This is a genomic window from Clostridium taeniosporum, from assembly GCF_001735765.2.
Classification (GTDB): Bacteria; Bacillota; Clostridia; order Clostridiales; family Clostridiaceae; genus Clostridium; species Clostridium taeniosporum.
The window spans coordinates 1,620,348-1,638,925 of the sequence record NZ_CP017253.2 but is presented as its reverse complement, the minus strand read 5'-3'; the positions used below and the strand labels follow the sequence as shown (position 1 = coordinate 1,638,925).

Sequence of the window (18,578 nt, the reverse complement as noted above, 5' to 3'; positions counted from 1 at the left end):
TGTGTTTTAAATGTGTGTTGATACATTTAAAAAGTAAAGTGGGATTGTAATTATACTTTGAGAATCTTTAATGAGTATTGTCACATTTACTGCTTGTTACAATTTTATATTGGAAATAAGCTAAAATGGAACTATCCTGATTTAGCATTCCTAAGTTCAATTACTTAGTCCAGCGTTGCTTATGTATATATCAGTCCTCTCCTAAAACACAGCTTAATAAAAAAAGATTATAATAGACTAAAAATCTATTATAATCTCTTTATGTTATTAATAATTTAAACCTATAAAAAATTTTAGTTATTATAATATAAGCTTGCTGATGGATAATTAGGATCACATGTTACGTCTATTCCTAATTCTCCAAAAGTTTTTTCATCGGATCGTGATAATATAGTTGTTGAGTGAGCTTGACATCCTTTTAATAAAGGTAATTTTTCCATTGCAACTTGTGCTATTGGATTTGTTGCTGCTGAAATACTTAAAGCAACAAGAACTTCTTCACAACTTAATGATATATTTTTTTCATTAAATATTTTAGATTTTAAATTCATTATTGGTTCAAGTATAACAGGTGAAATTAAATATATGTCATCTGCAATATTAGCTAAATATTTTATTGCATTAATTGTTACAGCAGCTGCTCCATCCATTAAATCAGAGCTTTTCCCTGTTAATATTGTTCCATCATTTAATTCTACTGCTACCACTGGACAAATTTCATTTTCATCAGTAGCCTTTTTTAATTTTCCAGATTTTTCTCTAGCTGGCAGAACCACTTTCCTATCGGTTTCTTTTAAATCTACTTCTTCCATTATTAACTTAGATCTTTCAAAAGTTTCTTTATCAGCATAGCCTTTTTTATAATCACAGCCAGTTTTAAAGTATCTTCTTATTATTTCTTGTTTTGAAGCTTCTTTAACTGCATCATCATCAATTATTCCAAATCCAACTCTATTAACTCCCATGTCAGTTGGTGATTTATAGATAGATTCTTTTCTGGTGATTTTTTCTATTATTCTTTTTAACACTGGAAAACTTTCAATATCTCTATTGTAATTTACAGTAACCTTATTATATGCATCCATATGAAATGAATCGATCAAATTGACATCCTTTAAATCAACCGTTGCAGCTTCATATGCAATGTTTAATGGATGTTTTAATGGAACATTCCATACAGGGAATGTTTCAAATTTAGAATATCCAGCTATATTTCCTCTTTTTGATTCATGATATAATTGACTAAGACAAGTGGCAAGTTTTCCACTTCCAGGACCTGGAGCCGTTACAACTACTATTGGTTTTGTAGTTTCTATATATGGATTTTGTCCATAACCTTCTTCACTAACTATTGTATCAACATCAGTTGGGTATCCCTTTGTTGATTTATGTTTATATACTTTTATTCCTCTTCTTTCAAGCTTGTTTATAAATACTGTAGTAGCTGGTTGACCATTATATCTTGTAATAACTACACTATTAACTTCTAATTTATAAGCTCTCAGATCATCAATAAGTCTTAAAACATCAATATCATATGTAATTCCAAAATCACCTCTTATTTTATTTCTTTCTATATCTCCAGCATAAACACATATTACTACTTCAACTTTTTCTTTTAATTTATGTAATAATTTAATTTTTGCATTCTCATCAAATCCTGGAAGTACTCTCATAGCATGTCTATCATTAAAAAGCTTACCACCAAATTCTAAATATAACTTATCGTAACTATCAACTCTTTCTAAAATATATTTTGATTGTTCTTCTAAATATTTTTGGTGATCAAATCCTGTTTTCATGTTTTTACCTCACTTACTTTTCATTACTAAAAATTCATTATTACATTATCACACAAAATAAAATTCTTGTAAATTTAATTTTAATAATAATTTTTTATTTTATTGGATATACAAATATATTTTAAGGATAATATGCCTAAAATATAGTATTAATTGAAATTTTTTATTTATTAAGGTAAAGTTATGTAATAATGTTACGATAATTAATATGTTGCAAATTATGTATATGTTAATTTTTTGCAAATTATTTAACTAAATAGGGGGATTAATAATGAAAAATTTTAAAAAGCTAATTACAGTAATTTTATCTACTTTAATGCTTGTAACTATGATAACAGGATGTGGTAAAAAAGTTGCACCACCAGAAGATTTCGCTAAAGCATTTTATGAAATGGTTATTTATGGAGAATCAGATACTTTGAAAACTTTGGGAATTAAAGATGAAGAAGCTTCTACTTTAAAAACACAATATGAAAAAACAATTAAAGATGCAATTAAAAATAATTTAAATGCAGCTAGTTTATCATTTACAGATGATCAAATAAATAGTATTTATAATGCTCAAATAAATGCACAAAAAAAAGCAACTTGTACTGTAGAAACAGTATCAAGTGATAAAAAAACTGCAGTTGTTAAAATAAAAACAACTCATGTTAATACAACACAACTTGATGAAAATGCTGCTAAAGAAGCATTAGCAGAAGTTCAAAAAATGAATATTACAGATAGAAAAGTTGCATTAGCTAAATTGGGTGAACTTTATATACAAAAACTAATAGAAAAATGTAATGGAGCTGAAGCATCATCAGATACTGTAGAAAATACATTTGCATTTAAAAAGATACACGATGATAAAGGTAGCGATGCATGGGTTCCTGATAATCCAGTTACTTTTGGAAATCAAATAGCAACTATGGTAACTAAATAATAATTATATATAAGTAAGTAGATAAATTTAGGCTGTTACATTTTTGTAGCAGCCTATTCTTTGAATATATTTATATTTTCATAACATAAATGTATTTAAAGAATAAGTTATTAAGATAATTCAATATTAAATCTTGCACTTCATTATATTTACTATTTATATTTAAATAATTTTTTTATTAACTACTTCAGAACTTACTAATATTTTTAATATAACTTAAATTTCTCCTTATTACTGCCTTCTTTAATAATAAGAAAATTTAAGGATAAATAATTTAGGCTATTGTATAAATACAATAGCCTAAATTATTTAAAATATGTTTTAGTTGTTGAAACTAAAATTACATATTCCTCCACTTGATTGAACTGTATAAGAATGATTATTTCCACTTTCCCAAGTTACTTTTCCATCTTTATCTTTTTTTATGGCCTTAAATTCATAAGTATGATCTTCGGCAAGATTTACAGTTACTGTAGCCTTTCTATCTTTATAATTAAATTTTGATGGATATAATCCAGTAGTCCAATTAGCCATTTCCCATGAATTACCTGTTAAATATAAATTTTCACCTTCCTTTAAATTAAGATTATCTATTTTAAATGTTACTTTAACAGGTTTTTTAATAATATAATTAGCAAAAGAATCTAATTCTGGTTTTGGAGTACCATTTTCATTAAATAATTGTCCAAATCTTAAAAGTGTAAACCCAGAAAAATTATAATTATATAACATTTCATTAATATTTTCATAAGCCCTATTATTATTAGAAATTGGTAGTGCATTTTCTCCAAATATTCTTATGCCTTTATCATTAGATAAATTTGCAACATTGATAACAAGACTTTTTGGTGCTGAATACATTGGATTTTTATATGCATCTTTATCATTCATTTCAAGGCATGTAAAAGTTAAATCTATATTTGATTTCTTAAATTCATCAAGTAAATCATCATAATTATAATATCCTGCACAATATTCTGCTGAATGTGGCATACTTGGACTATTAATTAACCAATGTACTCCTGATACTTTTGCACCTATTCTAACATTAAAAACTGGATCAAAATTTTTATGTGCAATTGAAGCTATTTTATCTAAATGTTTTTCAAGAACTCCTTGGTACCAGTTTAAAAAATCTTTTCCGTAAGTTAATTTATAACCATTTGTAAAGAAATTATCACCATCTGTAGGTGGAGTTATTTCTTTAAAACTTGTTAAATTGGTATTCCAAGCCTGATTAACTGCAGAAATAGTTGTATATTTATTCTTTATTTCATTTTGAAAATCTGATATAGCTGATTTACTATAACATTGTAAATATCCACGTTCTGGATAATCCCATTTAAATGCTAAATTATATGAAGGAAATCTTAATTCACCAGATGGTCCACCTGAAAGATAAATTTTATCTATTATATCACTATAATTACTAAAATTTGATGCAAATGAAGCATAAAGTTCATCATATTGTTTTTCAATTCCAGACCACCAAGGACTAAGTGTTTCTTTATCCCAATGTCCTAGTTCATCTTTAATTTGCATATTATCAGTAGTATCCTTTGACCACAACCATTTTGGTAGTGGTATAGAAGTTGTATCATTTACATTTTGACCACATTGATGAGTAGATATGATAGGAACCCATTTTAAACCTGATTCACGTACAACATTTGCATATTTCTTATAATAATTCCAAGAGAAATCGTTATCACTTTTATCTTCAACATCACCCCACCATACATCTGTAGTAAGAGCATGTACACCTTTTTCTTTTAAAGTTATTAATTCATTTTTAAATTTATTCCAATCTGTTATTTTTTCTAACGGAGCCATTACATAAACTTTATAATCCCCATTAATAGATGATGCATTTGCGCATGTATCGTAAGATAGAAACCACGAAAACGATATTACAAATGTTAAAATAATTACTAATGATTTTTTTAATTTTTTACTTAAATAGTTCATTTTTGTTCCCCTTTCTAGTTTTGTTTTATAATTTATATAAATTTCTCCTTTCATTTCTTATCTATTGATATAACTTGTATTTGCTACTAAATCACAATTAGTTTACTGTTTTTGTATGCTATATAATTAAAATTTTATTATAATTATATTATATTTATGATAAAAAATTCATTTATTTTGCATTGGTTATTACTTTTTTAAAAAAGCAATGCAAACGTTTGCTTTAATTGCTAAAAAAATATATAAATACAATAAAATACTTATATTATTAGTTAATACATTTGTGGAAATGTTTTCATATTTAAATAATACATAAAAATAAGATTAAATTCAAGTGTAATTAAAAAAATAATTATTTTATTAATATATATTCATATTTTAATAAACAATACTCATTAACTATATATTATTAAAATATACTAATATTAAGTAATTTTTAGGAGTTAAGTATGAAGAATAGAAGTTGTGATTTTTACTTTGATCCAGGTTTTGAAAACTACATAATTGAATATAAAGGTAATTTTAAAGAAAAAATAGATAAAATATCTTATGCTTGTGGGGATATAATTAATTCTACTTTAGGAATTATAGCTGTACGTTCTTCTGACTTATCTAGACTTTTAAATGATGTACCAGAAATTATATTTGTTGATTTTAGAACTATGTTTGTATTACAAGATATTTCTCCAAGTTCTGTTGATAATATAAATACTATTAAAATCAACCCTTATTTAAATTTAACAGGTAAAAACGTATTAGTTGGAATAGTTGATACTGGTATTGATTATTTAAATGAAGAATTTATTAGAGAAGATGATACTTCAAGAATAATTAATATATGGGATCAAAGTATTAAAGAAAGTTCTAATACAGATAATTCAATATACATAGGTGAAACTTATTCCAATGAGCAAATAAACAAAGCTATTACTGCTTATAGAAATAAAGAAGATCCTTATAAAATTGTTCCATCTAAAGATGAAGTTGGCCATGGCACAAAAGCAGCTGCAATAATTGGAGCTAGAGGTTATAATCCTGAATTTAAAGGTATAGCTAATAATTGTGAGTTTATTGTGGTCAAGTTATTTGAATCGACAAATTACAAAAAAATGTTGGTAGATAATAGAATTAAACCTGTTCCTGTTTATAATTTATCAGAAGTTTTATCTGCTATAGAATATATAAAACAATTCGCTATAAAGTCTAGAAAACCTACTGTCATATATCTAGGGGTTGGAAGTACTGAAGGTAGTCATGATGGTATGAATTTAATTTCTAGATATGTATCATCTATTGCAAGTATTAGAGGAATAGCTTTAATAACAGGTGTAGGAAACGAGGGCGATTCTCAAGGTCATGTAGTTGGTTATATTAAAAATGTAAATGATGTAAAAACAGTTGAATTGAAAATTCCTAAAGAACTTAAATATTTTTCATTTAAAATATGGATAAAGAAACCGAATAGAGCTTCTTTAACTGTTATTTCTCCAACTGGTGAATCATCAAAGTTAATTCAATCTAAAATAGATAAAATACAAGTAATTGATTTTGTTTTTGTGGATACTAGTATGACTGTTAGATATTATACCCCTGAATATTATACAGGACATGAACTTATAGACGTAACTTTTAATAATATAAAATCTGGTATATGGAAATTTAGTTTGCTAGGAGAATATATTACTGATGGAAGATTTGATATTTGGCTTCCTCCTAAAATAACTTTACCAGAAAATACAATATTTCTTGAACCAAGTCCTCTTAATACATTAACAATACCAAGTACAGCTTTTAATACTGTTACTGTAGCATACTATGGCAGTAATAACACTTTAGTTGCTTCTTCTGGAAAAGGATTTAATACAAACAATGCAATAAATCCTGATATTGCTACTATAGGAATAAATATATTAACAACCCAAGTTGGTGGTGGTACTTCTTTATTATCTGGAAGCTCTGCTGCTACAGCAATAATAACTGGTGCTTGTGCACTTTTATTTGAATGGGCAATTGTAAATGAAAATGATATTACTATGTATTCAAAAAAACTTAGAAGTTATTTTATGCATGGAGCTTCTAGAAGTAAAGCTTTTGTTTTTCCAAATGAAGAAATTGGATATGGTTCCTTTGACTTACTAGGGATATTTGATTTTATAAGTAGATCGTATACAATGTCTAGAAATAAATTTAATAATTTTATTGAATACTATATAAATAACTTATTTATAAGAATTCCAAAAGAGCTGATGGAGGACTTTTATGAAAAGAAATTTTAATATACCTAAAACTATTCTTAGAGATGTAAATTTTGATAATTACGTTATACAATATCAAGGCGATATAGCAGAAGAAGTATCAAAGGAACCTAATTATTTTGTATTATTAATTAATGATAAATATGCAATAATTTCTGTACCCAAAGATGTAGAACCAACTGAAATATTACTTAAATTTTCTTCTATCGTATATGTAAAGCCAGCTGAAATGTATACACTTCAAGAAATTTCACCAGTAGAAGCTTCTAGAGCTAATTTTTTACAGTTAGGTTCGCCTTTAAATTTAAAAGGAAAAGGGGTTAATATTGGCATTATAGATACTGGAATTGATTATTTGTGTGAAGAGTTTATGGATGAAAATGGAAATACAAGAATTGAATATATTTGGGATCAAACAATTAATAGTGATAATGATGATGTACCTTTTGGAAGTGTTTATTCAAAAGATAAAATAAATGAAGCTATACAAGCTTATAATAATGGTAATTCTCCTTATGAAATAGTACCTACAAAAGATGAAATTGGACATGGTACAAATATGGCTGGGATAATTGGAGGTACTGGTAAAAATCCTAATCTAAGAGGTGTAGTTCCAGAATGTAACTTTGTAGTTGTAAAGTTATTAGAAGATTATTCGTTTAAAGAACAATTTAATGTAAAAGTACCTGTATTTAATATAACAGCTATTTTTTCCGCAATGGAGTATTTATACAGATATTATTTAAATGCTTTTAAACCAATAGTTATATATTTACCACTTGGAAGTAACTTAGGTAGTCATACTGGAAATGACATTTTAGAAAAATATTTAGAAACAATTTCATCAAATAATGGAATTGCAATTGTTACAGGAACTGGAAATGAAAGAAATAAAATGAGTCATGCTTCTAGAATAATGACTAATAATAATCAAATAAGATCAATCGAAATAGATGTATCTCCTGAAGAGACCGATTTGTGGGTTGAAATTTGGGTAGATTCTCCAAATGTGGTATCTTTAGATGTAATTTCTCCTTCTGGCGAGAATACTGGTATAATGACTCCATTAATTAATTCTGTTGAATTTTATACCTTTATATTTGAAAAAACCTCAATAAGAGTTAATTATTATTTACCAGAAGAATTTACCGGTGATGAATTAATACGTATTAGATTTTATAATATACAGCAAGGCATATGGAAACTTAGATTAACAGGTAATTCTATTTTATATGCTACAATTAATGCTTGGATACCACAAGAAGGTATAAAACATGGAAGTACTCATTTTTCTTGGTCAGATCCTTATGGGACAATTACTAATCCTGGAAATTCTGAATATTTAATTACTGCTGCTGCCTATAATCAAAACAATAACAATATAGTAAATTATTCAGGAATGGCATTCACAAGCAATTATGAAAATAAAATAGATGTTGCTGCTGGAGGAGTTAACGCCTTAACTGTAGCTCCAAATAATAAAACTGCAATTGTTAATGGAACAAGTGTAGCTGCTGCTGTATTAGCTGGTGCCTGTGCTATGTTATTTGAATGGGGAATTGTTCTTGGAAATTATCCTTATATGTATTCTCAAAGTATGAAATCCTTTCTTGCAAGAGGAACTACTAAAAGAATAGGTGATATTTATCCTAATCCTCAATGGGGATATGGAATTTTAAACATAGTAACCATGTTTCAAAATATGACTTAATAATATAAAAAATTTTAAGTTATCACAGAATAATTAGTCCTTAATTAAAAGTCAAACTTCTTATATTAAAATCAATAAATCTCCCAATATTAAACTATTTTAATTATTGTAAGATTTATTGATTTTAAATATACTTAAACAATATTTCTCAATAAGTATAAACTATCATTTTAAATTAAGATCTTTTAAGTTATTAACAGGCGATTTACAAGAATTATTTTCACATAAATAATATGTAGAGTTATCATTAATCAAAGAGTACTTTTTAATTAATGGTAATATTTCTTCTATTTTCTTCTTGTTATCTTCTACTTTAACTAAAATATTTAAATTAAATCTATTAATAGATTTTAAATATTTTATTAAATCATATAATTCATTTTTATCTTTTAAGATACATATTAATTCTTTAGATGGTGTTAATGCTAGATAAGCTGATATTAGATAAAAGCTATGATTTATTTCTTGATTATTTACAGAACCTGTTATAAAATTAAGTTGCTTCTCTCCTATCTCTTCAAATTCTAAATCACCTGTAATCTTAGAAAGTTTTATTAAGTCATAAGAGGCAACGGAATTTCCTGATGGCATTGCACCATCAAATAATTCTTTAGGCTGTGCTATTAACTTTTCTCCATCCTTACCATAAATAAAAAATCCATTATCTTTTTCATCCCAAAATAAATTAATCATATCTTTAGTTAATTTTATAGCTTTTTCTAAATATGTGCTTTCAAAACTACTTTCATAAATCTCTATAAGTCCAAATATTAAGAATGCATAATCATCTAAATATCCTTTATGTAATATTTCACTATCTCTATATCTTGCAAATAATCTGCCATTACCATCTATCATATTATTAAAAATAAAATCTATAGCTTTTTTAGCAGACTCTAGATATTTTTTATCTCCAATAATCTTATATGCCTTTCCAAGAGCCGCTAACATAAGACCATTCCAAGACGTTAATATTTTATCATCTTTATGTAATTTAGTTCTATTTTCTCTATATTGTAGTATTTTTTTCCTTAAGTTATTTATTCTATGATTTTCTTCAGTAAAATAATTGTTTTTAATTAAATTTAAAATGTTTTTCCCCTCAAAATTGCCATTAGGTGTTATATTATAATATTCATTAAAATATTTGCCATCATCTTCACCTAAAATCTCAATAACTTCTTTTGATTTAAATGTATAATACTTTCCTTCTTCACCTTCACTATCAGCATCTTGTGCTGAAAAAAAACTACCGTCTTTACTTGTTAATTCTCTAGCTATATATTCTAAAGACTTTATAGCTATATTCTTGTATAATTCTTTATTGGTAACGTTATATGCTTCTAAATAAGTAATTATAAGTAATGCATTATCATAAAGCATTTTTTCAAAATGAGGAACAAGCCATTTAGAATCAGTTGAATATCTTGAAAATCCATAACCGACATGGTCAAAAATTCCACCCCTATACATACAATCTAATGTTTTCTCTACCATATACAAAGCATCTTTATTATTATTTAATTTATAATATCTTAATAAAAACATTAGTTTATGTGGTGTTGGAAATTTAGGTGCTGATCCAAAGCCACCATATTGTTCATCAAAAGAGTTTAAAAGCTGTTTAAATCCATTATCTAAATTATTAATACTTACTTTTGAGTCATTTCCTTTAACTATAAAGAAAGGGGTTATTTCAGACAATATATTTTCACTAGCTGATATTATTTTGTCTTTGTTATTTTTCCATTGAACTGACACTGAATATAAAATATCCATAATCCCTATCATGTTGTATCGTGAATTTTTAGGAAAATACGTTCCTGCATAAAATGGTTTTTGATCTGGTGTCATTAGAATTGTTAAAGGCCATCCACCTTGCCCATTAAGCGCTTGACACACTGTCATATAAATACTATCTATATCTGGACGCTCTTCCCTATCAACTTTTATAGCTATAACATTTTCATTCATAATTTTAGCAACTTCATCATCTTCAAAAGATTCATGTTCCATTACATGACACCAATGACAAGTACTATAACCAATGCTTAAGAATATTGGTTTATCTTCTTTCTTAGCTTTTTCAAATGCTTCATCGCACCATGAATACCAATTAATAGGATTATATGCATGTTGGAGAAGATATGGTGATTTTTCATTAATTAAGTGATTGGGTTTTTTCTTTGAAAACATAATATTCCACCTTACTTTATAACTAAATTTAGTTCTAGTATATCTCACTAAAAAAAATTATATACAGTTATGTATCAAAAAAGATTTATAATAACTACATTAAAATTAAATAATCTGAATTTAACATTTTTGTATCAATAAACATTTAAGTGTACATAATAATACTGTTCTTAGTTAAATAATCTCATATTTTAAAATTATAAAATAATTCATAGAAAAGAACCTATAAAATAGATTTTCAATTATAATCTATTTTATAGGTTCTTTTTTTACTCTTTTATATTCTAAAAATTGTACTTAATAATTATTTATTAGCTAATATACTTAATTATTAAGTTTCATTCCAATAATTTTTAGCTTCTTCTTCAAGTTTTTTAAGTCTTGTGTAATAATCAGGAAACTCTAACAAATGAGCTAATGCAATTTTACCAGTTAAAATAGGATCATTATTTGTAACATTGGCATTTGGAAATCTTGTACCATGTTCTAATTCAACATTTAATCCCATTAGAAATTCGTCTAAATTAAATTTTTCTTTTGAAAAATCGATATTTAATTCCTCTGCTATTTGTTTTGCTTCATCAATAGTGAATGATATCTTATCATTTTTACTTCTTAATTTTAATAAAATCCAATTAATATGTTTCATAATAATATCAATTTCTAATTGCTTACAATATCATATTATTAAATTAATTTTATAATGTTACAGTTATCTTAAATTAATCATTTATATATATTTATTTCCTTTCCACAATGAGGACAATAATTAAAATTATTTTCTAACTTTTCATCACAATAAGGACATTTATTTATTGCATAATTATTTATAGAATATTGATTTCTACTTTTTTGTAAATCCCAATAACTTATTGAGACATCCTCATTTTTCTCAATAGCTTTACCTTTTTCATTTGAAATTTCATAAATAGTATTACATTTATTGCATATTAAATAGTAACTTTCATTCCATTTTAAAATAGGAATAAAGAAAAAATGAAAGAAATCAAAATTCTTAATTAATTTTGCAGTGACATTTTCATTACATTTTTCACAAATTATGTTTTCTAAATTTTTTATTTCTTTATCTTTATTTTCTATGCCAAATACACCTATAAAAAACATGTTTATCACAACCTTTTGTTTCATTATAAATAAATTCATATAAACTTTTGTATTTATCTTATAATATTAATTGAATAGTACATTACTTCATTTTCATTTAAATAATATATAATAATATTAATGTTAGACACTGTGCTATTAATAGATAACTTATTAAATTTAATTATTATCTTTCCTTAATCATTATATAAATAACTCCATTTATATAATATCAAAAATAGAAATTAATGTATAACAAATTTAATATATCTTTACTATAAGTTATATTATAAATTATAGTAAAGAGTATCTATGTAATTTTTTTATTATCTTTTTTAAATTTATTATATTTTTTTAATATATCAGGATTATTTTTAAAAAACATATTAAGCATATTTATGTTTTCAACAGTCTCACTACTTATAACATGTTCTATTAGTTCAGTTTCTATAAGGACTTCATCTTGCCCCCCTAGATGCTTTAAAAATTCTTCTATTACAGTATGTCTATATAAAAGATATTTCCCTAGATTTACTCCATTTTCTGTCAACTCAATGACTCCATATTTTTCATAATTTATTAGTGCTAAATTTCCTAACTTTTTCATCATTTTTGATGCTGATGAATCTCTTACATTTAACATTTGTGCTATTTTATTTAATCTAACAATTTTATCTTCTATACTACATCTATAAACCATTTCTAAATAATCTTCCATAGCTGGTGTAAGTAATTTTCTTGTTGAATTTATGTTTTCATATCCTCTTACTGTATGGAAATCTTTCTTCATTTTATCACCACCAATATTTATTTATATATTTTAAATTTATGTGTATCACTTTCTAATTATTTCTCATATGTTAGCTTAGAGAAAGTTTTTTTCTCTAAGCTAAAGACATAATGTATTATAAAAGGAGAGATACAAATTATGAATAATAATTCTTTAAATAATTTAATTTCGCTTAATAAACTACCACTTGGAAACAAATGTCGAGTTAATAAATTAAATGTAGATGGAATAATTAGAAGAAGGTTCTTAGATCTTGGATTAATAAATGGTACAGAAATTGAATCTTTAGGACAAAGTCCATCTGGAGATCCCATTGCTTATTTGATAAGAGGTGCTGTAATAGCTATAAGATCTGAAGATGCCTCTAAAATCTTAGTTGAAACAATTTAAAGTTTATATATGCTAATTTATTAATTTTATAAATATAGTTTTTTATTAATATATAAAGGAGTTTTTTATGGGCTTAACAAATCAATCTACTGGTACTAATGCTTTAGATAAAGATTTAAATATTGTTAGAACTTCTAAAGATGATAAAGTAATAGCTCTTGCGGGTAATCCTAATGTTGGGAAAAGTACAGTTTTTAATAATTTAACTGGATTAAATCAACATACAGGTAATTGGCCAGGAAAAACTGTAACCAATGCTACAGGGAAATATACTTATAATAAAAAAACATTCACCTTAGTTGATATTCCTGGCACATATTCTCTTATGGCCAATTCAGTAGAAGAAGAAGTTGCTAGAGATTTTATATGTTTTGGAAATCCTGATGCTACTGTAGTTATTGTTGATGCTACATGCCTTGAAAGAAATTTAAATCTTGTATTACAAACACTTGAAATAACAAAAAATGTAATAGTATGTGTTAATTTGATGGATGAAGCTAAAAGAAAAGGTATAGTTATAAACTTAAAAAAACTTTCTTATTTACTTGGAGTACCTGTAGTTGGTACAAGCGCTAATATCGGTGATGGGTTAGAAAAACTAAAAGAGGAAATTTATAAAATATCATTTAATGATGAAAATATTAAAACAATAAATATAAATTATAATTCGCTTATAGAAGAGTCTATTTCTATTGTTGAAAAAGAACTTCCTGATAATTTAAAAGATAAAGTTAATACTAGATGGTTAGCATTAAAATTATTAGAAGGTGATATAAAATTACTTTCTTCAATAGATAAATATCTTAAATTTAATTTATTAGGTAATATTAATATTTCTAACGCTCTTGATAAAGCTAGAAAATACTTAAAAATTAATGGATTAGATGAAAATATGCTTAGAGATGAAATGGTAACAACTTTAGTTACTATTGCAGAAAGAACAAGTAAGGATGTAGTAGCATTTAGTCTTGAAAAATATAATGATTTTGATAGAAAAATAGATAAAGTTTTAACTTCTAAAAAATTTGGTATTCCTATTATGATATTACTCTTAGCCGTTGTATTTTGGATAACTATAACAGGAGCTAATGTTCCATCAGAAATGCTTGCTAATGGATTATTTTGGATTCAAGATAAACTTTCAGATTTTCTTTTTTCATTAGGAGCGCCTCTATGGCTTGAAGGTGTATTAATTCAAGGTATATATAAAACTTTAGCGTGGGTTATTTCTGTAATGTTACCTCCTATGGCAATATTCTTCCCACTATTCACTTTACTTGAAGATTTGGGATATTTACCTAGAATTGCTTATAATTTAGATAATTTCTTTAAAAAATCATGTGCTTGTGGAAAACAAGCTCTCACAATGTGCATGGGCTTTGGTTGTAATGCAGCTGGGATAATTGGTTGTAGAATAATAGATTCTCCAAGAGAGAGATTAATTGCCATTATTACAAATAATTTTGTTCCATGTAATGGACGTTTCCCTACTCTAATTGCTATAATAACAATGTTTTTTACTGGCATGTTTATAGGACCATTTCAATCAATAGCATCTACTCTTATATTAACTGGTGTAATACTTTTAGGAGTCTTCATGACTTTTATAATTTCTAAAATATTATCAAAAACTATTTTAAAAGGAATTCCTTCTACATTTACTTTAGAGCTACCACCTTATCGTAAACCCCAAGTTGGCAAAATAATAGTTAGATCAATTTTTGATAGAACTCTATTTGTTCTTGGAAGAGCTATTATGGTTGCAGCCCCTGCCGGATTAGTTATATGGCTAATGGCAAATTTGAATATGAATGGGCTTAGTTTATTAGCCCATTGTGCTAATTTCCTAGATCCATTTGCTCAACTTATAGGATTAGATGGATATATACTTATGGCATTTATCTTAGGATTTCCTGCAAATGAGATTGTAATTCCTATAATAATTATGAGTTATATGTCATCAGGAAGTATGCTTGAATTAAACAGTATAGCTAAACTTCATAGCTTGCTTACTGAAAATGGATGGACTTGGCTTACAGCTGTTTGTGTAATGCTTTTTTCTTTAATGCATTGGCCTTGTAGTACAACTTGTTTAACAATAAAGAAAGAAACTCAAAGTTTAAAATGGACATTAATTTCCTTTTTAATCCCTACAATTACTGGAATTACTATTTGTTTTATTTTCACATCAATAGTTCGAATACTAGGAATTGGTTAAATTATTTTCCAAAATAAGATTTATACAAAAAGCCTGTCCATAATAACTAATACTTTATTATGAACAGGCTTTTTTATTTAATTAATTTTTTAAATCTACTTTATTAATAAAATTCCTAATACATAAAGTAAATAAACATGTACTGGATAATATACATAGAATAGATACTTCATACCTTTACCCTTTTCACCGTTGTATAATAGCATAAATGGTAATGCACCTATCATAATCCATTGATAATTACTTAAGAAACTATTACTTAAACTGTAATCTCCATGAGCACCAGATATGAATATAAATATAGTAAATACTATATATGAAATACTCAAAGATACTTTTCTATTTCTACATAGATATAATATTATGCCTAAAATAATCCATCCTATTCCACCTTCTACTGTGATAATCGTAGGAAATACATAAATAATTATTTGTATTAAAATCATTGGTAAAGAAGCAAAAGTACATAAAACTATTATTCCTATTAGTAATGGTACTAAAATTAAACCTAAACCATAAATTATAAATTTTGAATTTTTTTCAGATTTATATCTTTTTATAAACTCTATTCCTTGAAGGAAAATTGTAATTAAAAACATAGTTCCAAATATATTATTAATTATAGTAATTTCATTTGGATGTGGCATAATTCTTTGAATAACACTATTTCCCACAGCCATAATAACAGACCACATATAAAGTCTTCCAATATATTTTTTTCTGTTACTTGTATGATAGAAACCTTCCACTACCATAAATATAAACAGTGGTGCTACTATTCTACCTAACCAGTGAAACCATACTGGTATATTCATTGAAGGAGGCATAAATTCTCCTATATGATCAAATGTCATTAATATAAGTGCTAATATTTTGATAGTGAATCCATCAAAACCTTTTTTCATATTTTCCATAAATAATTCTCCCAATCTTTTTTTATTTTAATCAATTCTTTTTATTTTAATCAATTTAAAATAGGTTAATTGTTGTTTACTACTATCTAAGAAATTTGTAATAAATTTTAGTTTTAATTACATAATCTTATTATTAGTATCCTCGGTGCTTACAAAGTTATTATAATTTCAGTTCCATTTCCTAATTTGCTATTAACTTTGATTTCTCCATCATGATTATTTATTATTTCTTTTGATATCGCCATTCCAAGGCCTGAGCCTTTGTGAGATTCTCCAGTATTAGTCCCTCTATAATATCTATCAAAAATATGTTTTAAGTCTTCTGTACTTATTCCATTTCCATTATCTTTTATAGATATTGTTATCTTATCTACTTTTTTAATCTCTACATTTATTGAAACATCTTCTTTATTATGAACCACTGCATTGAAAATTAAATTAGTTAAAGCTCTTTTTAATAGCATTACATCTACTTCTTTTTCAATAATATCTATATTGCTATTAAATTCTATATTTCTATTTTCATATCGACTATCATTTAGTATATCAATTACTATATTTCTAAGTAATGATACTAAATTAATATTTTGTTTATTTAAAGTTAAAGCATTATTTTTCAATCTAGTTGATAAATTAAGCTCATCTACTAATTCTTTTATATATTTAGATTTACTATATATAATTTCTGTATAATCTTGAATTTCTTCTTTTGAAAATTCATAGTCTTTATCACTAATAATTTCAGCATATCCTTGAATAGATGCTAAGGGGGTTTTTATGTCATGTGTTATATTAGCAAGCCATTCTTCTCTCATGGAATCCAATTCTTTTCTTTGAATTTCATTTTCTCTTAACACACTGGAAAGTTCATTTATATTTTGAAAAACATCTTTATATATTCCTTTTTCTTCTGTACATAATGTATAATTTCCATTGGATAATATATCTATATTATTTATTAGTTTTGACATGGGTTTAGTTAACTTTCTGCTAAACAAATAACCAAATATTAAAGCTATAATTGCATCTATAATAAGAGTTACAATTATAATTATTTTTATTTGATCTAATACTGTATACATAGAAAAATTTACAGTTATTCTATCAACTTTATCAGTTGGTAGTGCAAAAATTATATTAACATGACCAGAACTCAAAGTTTTTTCTAACATAAAATTTACATATGGTCTTTCTTCATATTTGTAATTATTCACCATGTCAAAAGGAGTATATTTTTTAGGAACTCCATTAGGCATATTTATATTACCTACTTCTTCTCCATAATCATTTAAAACTTGTATCCAAGCTCCAGATTTTTCTAAAAGTTCATTACCTTCTTTTGATAAAGCCAAAACTCCATCATTATCATACATATAGTTTTCAAAACTTCTTACAAATGTTTCAGGACTATCTTTTAATGTTATAGTACTTTTTTGTGAAGTCATTTTAAATGTATATACACCCAATATAGTTAAAATATTTATTATTACTACTAGTATAACGACCATAACTATAGTAGCTACAAAATTTCCGGTTATCTTCCATTTGGTTTTCATTCTACTCTTCCTTTACAGATAATTTATACCCAAGTCCTCTAACTGTAATAATATATTTAGGATTAGATGAATCATCCTCTATCTTTTCTCTTAATTTTCTTATATGAACCATTATTGTATTATCAAACCCAAAGTAATCTTCTCCCCATACTTTATCCCATAATTTTTCTTTGCTTATTATTTGATTTTGATTATGAGCTAGTAAAGATAAAATTTTAAGTTCTTTAGCTGTTAATTCTATGATTTTACCATTTTTCATAAGTTCAGCTCTACTTTCATTTAAAACATATGGACCAAACTTTATTATTCTTTCTTCATTATTTGATTTATTTGAATTTTCATTAATGTAATTAACCCTTCTTAAATGAGCTTTAACCCTAAAAGCAACTTCTTTAGGACTAAATGGTTTTGTTATATAATCATCTCCACCAATAGCAAATCCTAATATCTTATCTAATTCTTCTGTTTTTGCTGATAAAAATAATATTGGAACATTAGATGTGTTTCTTATATTTTTGCACATTTCATATCCATCACCATCAGGTAACATAATATCTAGTATAACTAAATCAGGCATTGTTCTTTTAAATTCTGCCAATCCTTCTTTTAAGGTCTTAGCTGTATATATATTACTAAAGCCTTCTTTTTTTAATACAGTTTCTAATAACTTTAAAATTTCAATTTCATCATCTACTATTAATATCTTATTATTCACAATATAGGCCTCTCTTTCATTTTTATCCTTC

The 18,578-nt window shown here is 25.7% G+C and carries 14 protein-coding genes; 5 read left to right on the top strand and 9 right to left on the bottom strand.

Features of this window, described 5'->3' with window-relative positions; translation table 11 throughout:
- Positions 1-293 precede the first annotated feature (293 nt).
- The gene (locus BGI42_RS07610) at positions 294-1,802 is read right to left on the bottom strand and encodes a DUF1846 domain-containing protein (protein WP_069679749.1); all 1,509 of its coding nucleotides are present in this window, start codon (positions 1,800-1,802) and stop codon (positions 294-296) included.
- Positions 1,803-2,073: 271 nt separating this feature from the next.
- Between BGI42_RS07610 and BGI42_RS07605 the strand changes: the two genes are divergently transcribed.
- The gene (locus BGI42_RS07605) at positions 2,074-2,730 is read left to right on the top strand and encodes a DUF5105 domain-containing protein (protein ID WP_069679748.1); all 657 of its coding nucleotides are present in this window, start codon (positions 2,074-2,076) and stop codon (positions 2,728-2,730) included.
- 321 nt (positions 2,731-3,051) lie between these two features.
- Here the strand turns inward: BGI42_RS07605 and BGI42_RS07600 are convergent, their stop codons facing one another.
- Positions 3,052-4,698: a family 14 glycosylhydrolase gene (locus tag BGI42_RS07600; RefSeq protein ID WP_069679747.1), complete on the bottom strand. Its 1,647-nt coding sequence runs from the start codon at positions 4,696-4,698 to the stop codon at positions 3,052-3,054.
- 449 nt (positions 4,699-5,147) lie between these two features.
- Between BGI42_RS07600 and BGI42_RS07595 the strand changes: the two genes are divergently transcribed.
- Entirely contained in the window at positions 5,148-6,974 is a 1,827-nt protein-coding gene (locus BGI42_RS07595; RefSeq protein ID WP_069679746.1) for a S8 family peptidase, read from the top strand.
- The gene (locus tag BGI42_RS07590; protein WP_069679745.1) at positions 6,958-8,664 is read left to right on the top strand and encodes a S8 family peptidase; all 1,707 of its coding nucleotides are present in this window, start codon (positions 6,958-6,960) and stop codon (positions 8,662-8,664) included. Before BGI42_RS07595 ends, BGI42_RS07590 begins: the two co-directional genes overlap by 17 nt.
- A 165-nt stretch (positions 8,665-8,829) precedes the next feature.
- Here BGI42_RS07590 and BGI42_RS07585 read toward each other — a convergent pair whose 3' ends face one another.
- The 4 genes from BGI42_RS07585 to BGI42_RS07570 all read right to left on the bottom strand — a co-directional run bounded on the left by BGI42_RS07585 (position 8,830) and on the right by BGI42_RS07570 (position 12,754).
- Positions 8,830-10,860, bottom strand: coding sequence for a thioredoxin domain-containing protein (locus tag BGI42_RS07585; protein ID WP_069679744.1), 2,031 nt, complete (start codon positions 10,858-10,860; stop codon positions 8,830-8,832).
- 331 nt (positions 10,861-11,191) lie between these two features.
- The gene (locus BGI42_RS07580; RefSeq protein WP_069679743.1) at positions 11,192-11,509 is read right to left on the bottom strand and encodes a DUF5661 family protein; all 318 of its coding nucleotides are present in this window, start codon (positions 11,507-11,509) and stop codon (positions 11,192-11,194) included.
- A 77-nt stretch (positions 11,510-11,586) separates the two neighbouring features.
- The gene (locus tag BGI42_RS07575) at positions 11,587-11,985 is read right to left on the bottom strand and encodes a zinc ribbon domain-containing protein (protein WP_069679742.1); all 399 of its coding nucleotides are present in this window, start codon (positions 11,983-11,985) and stop codon (positions 11,587-11,589) included.
- A 289-nt stretch (positions 11,986-12,274) separates the two neighbouring features.
- The gene (locus tag BGI42_RS07570) at positions 12,275-12,754 is read right to left on the bottom strand and encodes a metal-dependent transcriptional regulator (protein WP_069679741.1); all 480 of its coding nucleotides are present in this window, start codon (positions 12,752-12,754) and stop codon (positions 12,275-12,277) included.
- 138 nt (positions 12,755-12,892) lie between these two features.
- Here BGI42_RS07570 and BGI42_RS07565 point away from each other — a divergent pair, with 138 nt between their 5' ends.
- On the top strand, positions 12,893-13,144 hold the full coding sequence (locus BGI42_RS07565) for a FeoA family protein (RefSeq protein WP_069679740.1): 252 nt from the start codon (positions 12,893-12,895) through the stop codon (positions 13,142-13,144).
- 67 nt (positions 13,145-13,211) lie between these two features.
- Positions 13,212-15,362 (top strand): ferrous iron transport protein B, encoded by a 2,151-nt coding sequence (feoB, locus tag BGI42_RS07560; RefSeq protein ID WP_069679739.1) that lies wholly within the window; start codon positions 13,212-13,214, stop codon positions 15,360-15,362.
- Positions 15,363-15,457: 95 nt separating this feature from the next.
- Here feoB and BGI42_RS07555 read toward each other — a convergent pair whose 3' ends face one another.
- The 3 genes from BGI42_RS07555 to BGI42_RS07545 form a co-directional block, all read right to left on the bottom strand.
- A complete protein-coding gene (locus BGI42_RS07555; protein WP_069679738.1) occupies positions 15,458-16,276 on the bottom strand; it encodes a TraX family protein in 819 nt (272 codons plus the stop codon).
- A gap of 149 nt (positions 16,277-16,425) precedes the next feature.
- Positions 16,426-17,832: a sensor histidine kinase gene (locus tag BGI42_RS07550; RefSeq protein ID WP_069679737.1), complete on the bottom strand. Its 1,407-nt coding sequence runs from the start codon at positions 17,830-17,832 to the stop codon at positions 16,426-16,428.
- Position 17,833: 1 nt separating this feature from the next.
- A complete protein-coding gene (locus BGI42_RS07545) occupies positions 17,834-18,547 on the bottom strand; it encodes a response regulator transcription factor (protein ID WP_069679736.1) in 714 nt (237 codons plus the stop codon).
- Positions 18,548-18,578: the final 31 nt, after the last annotated feature.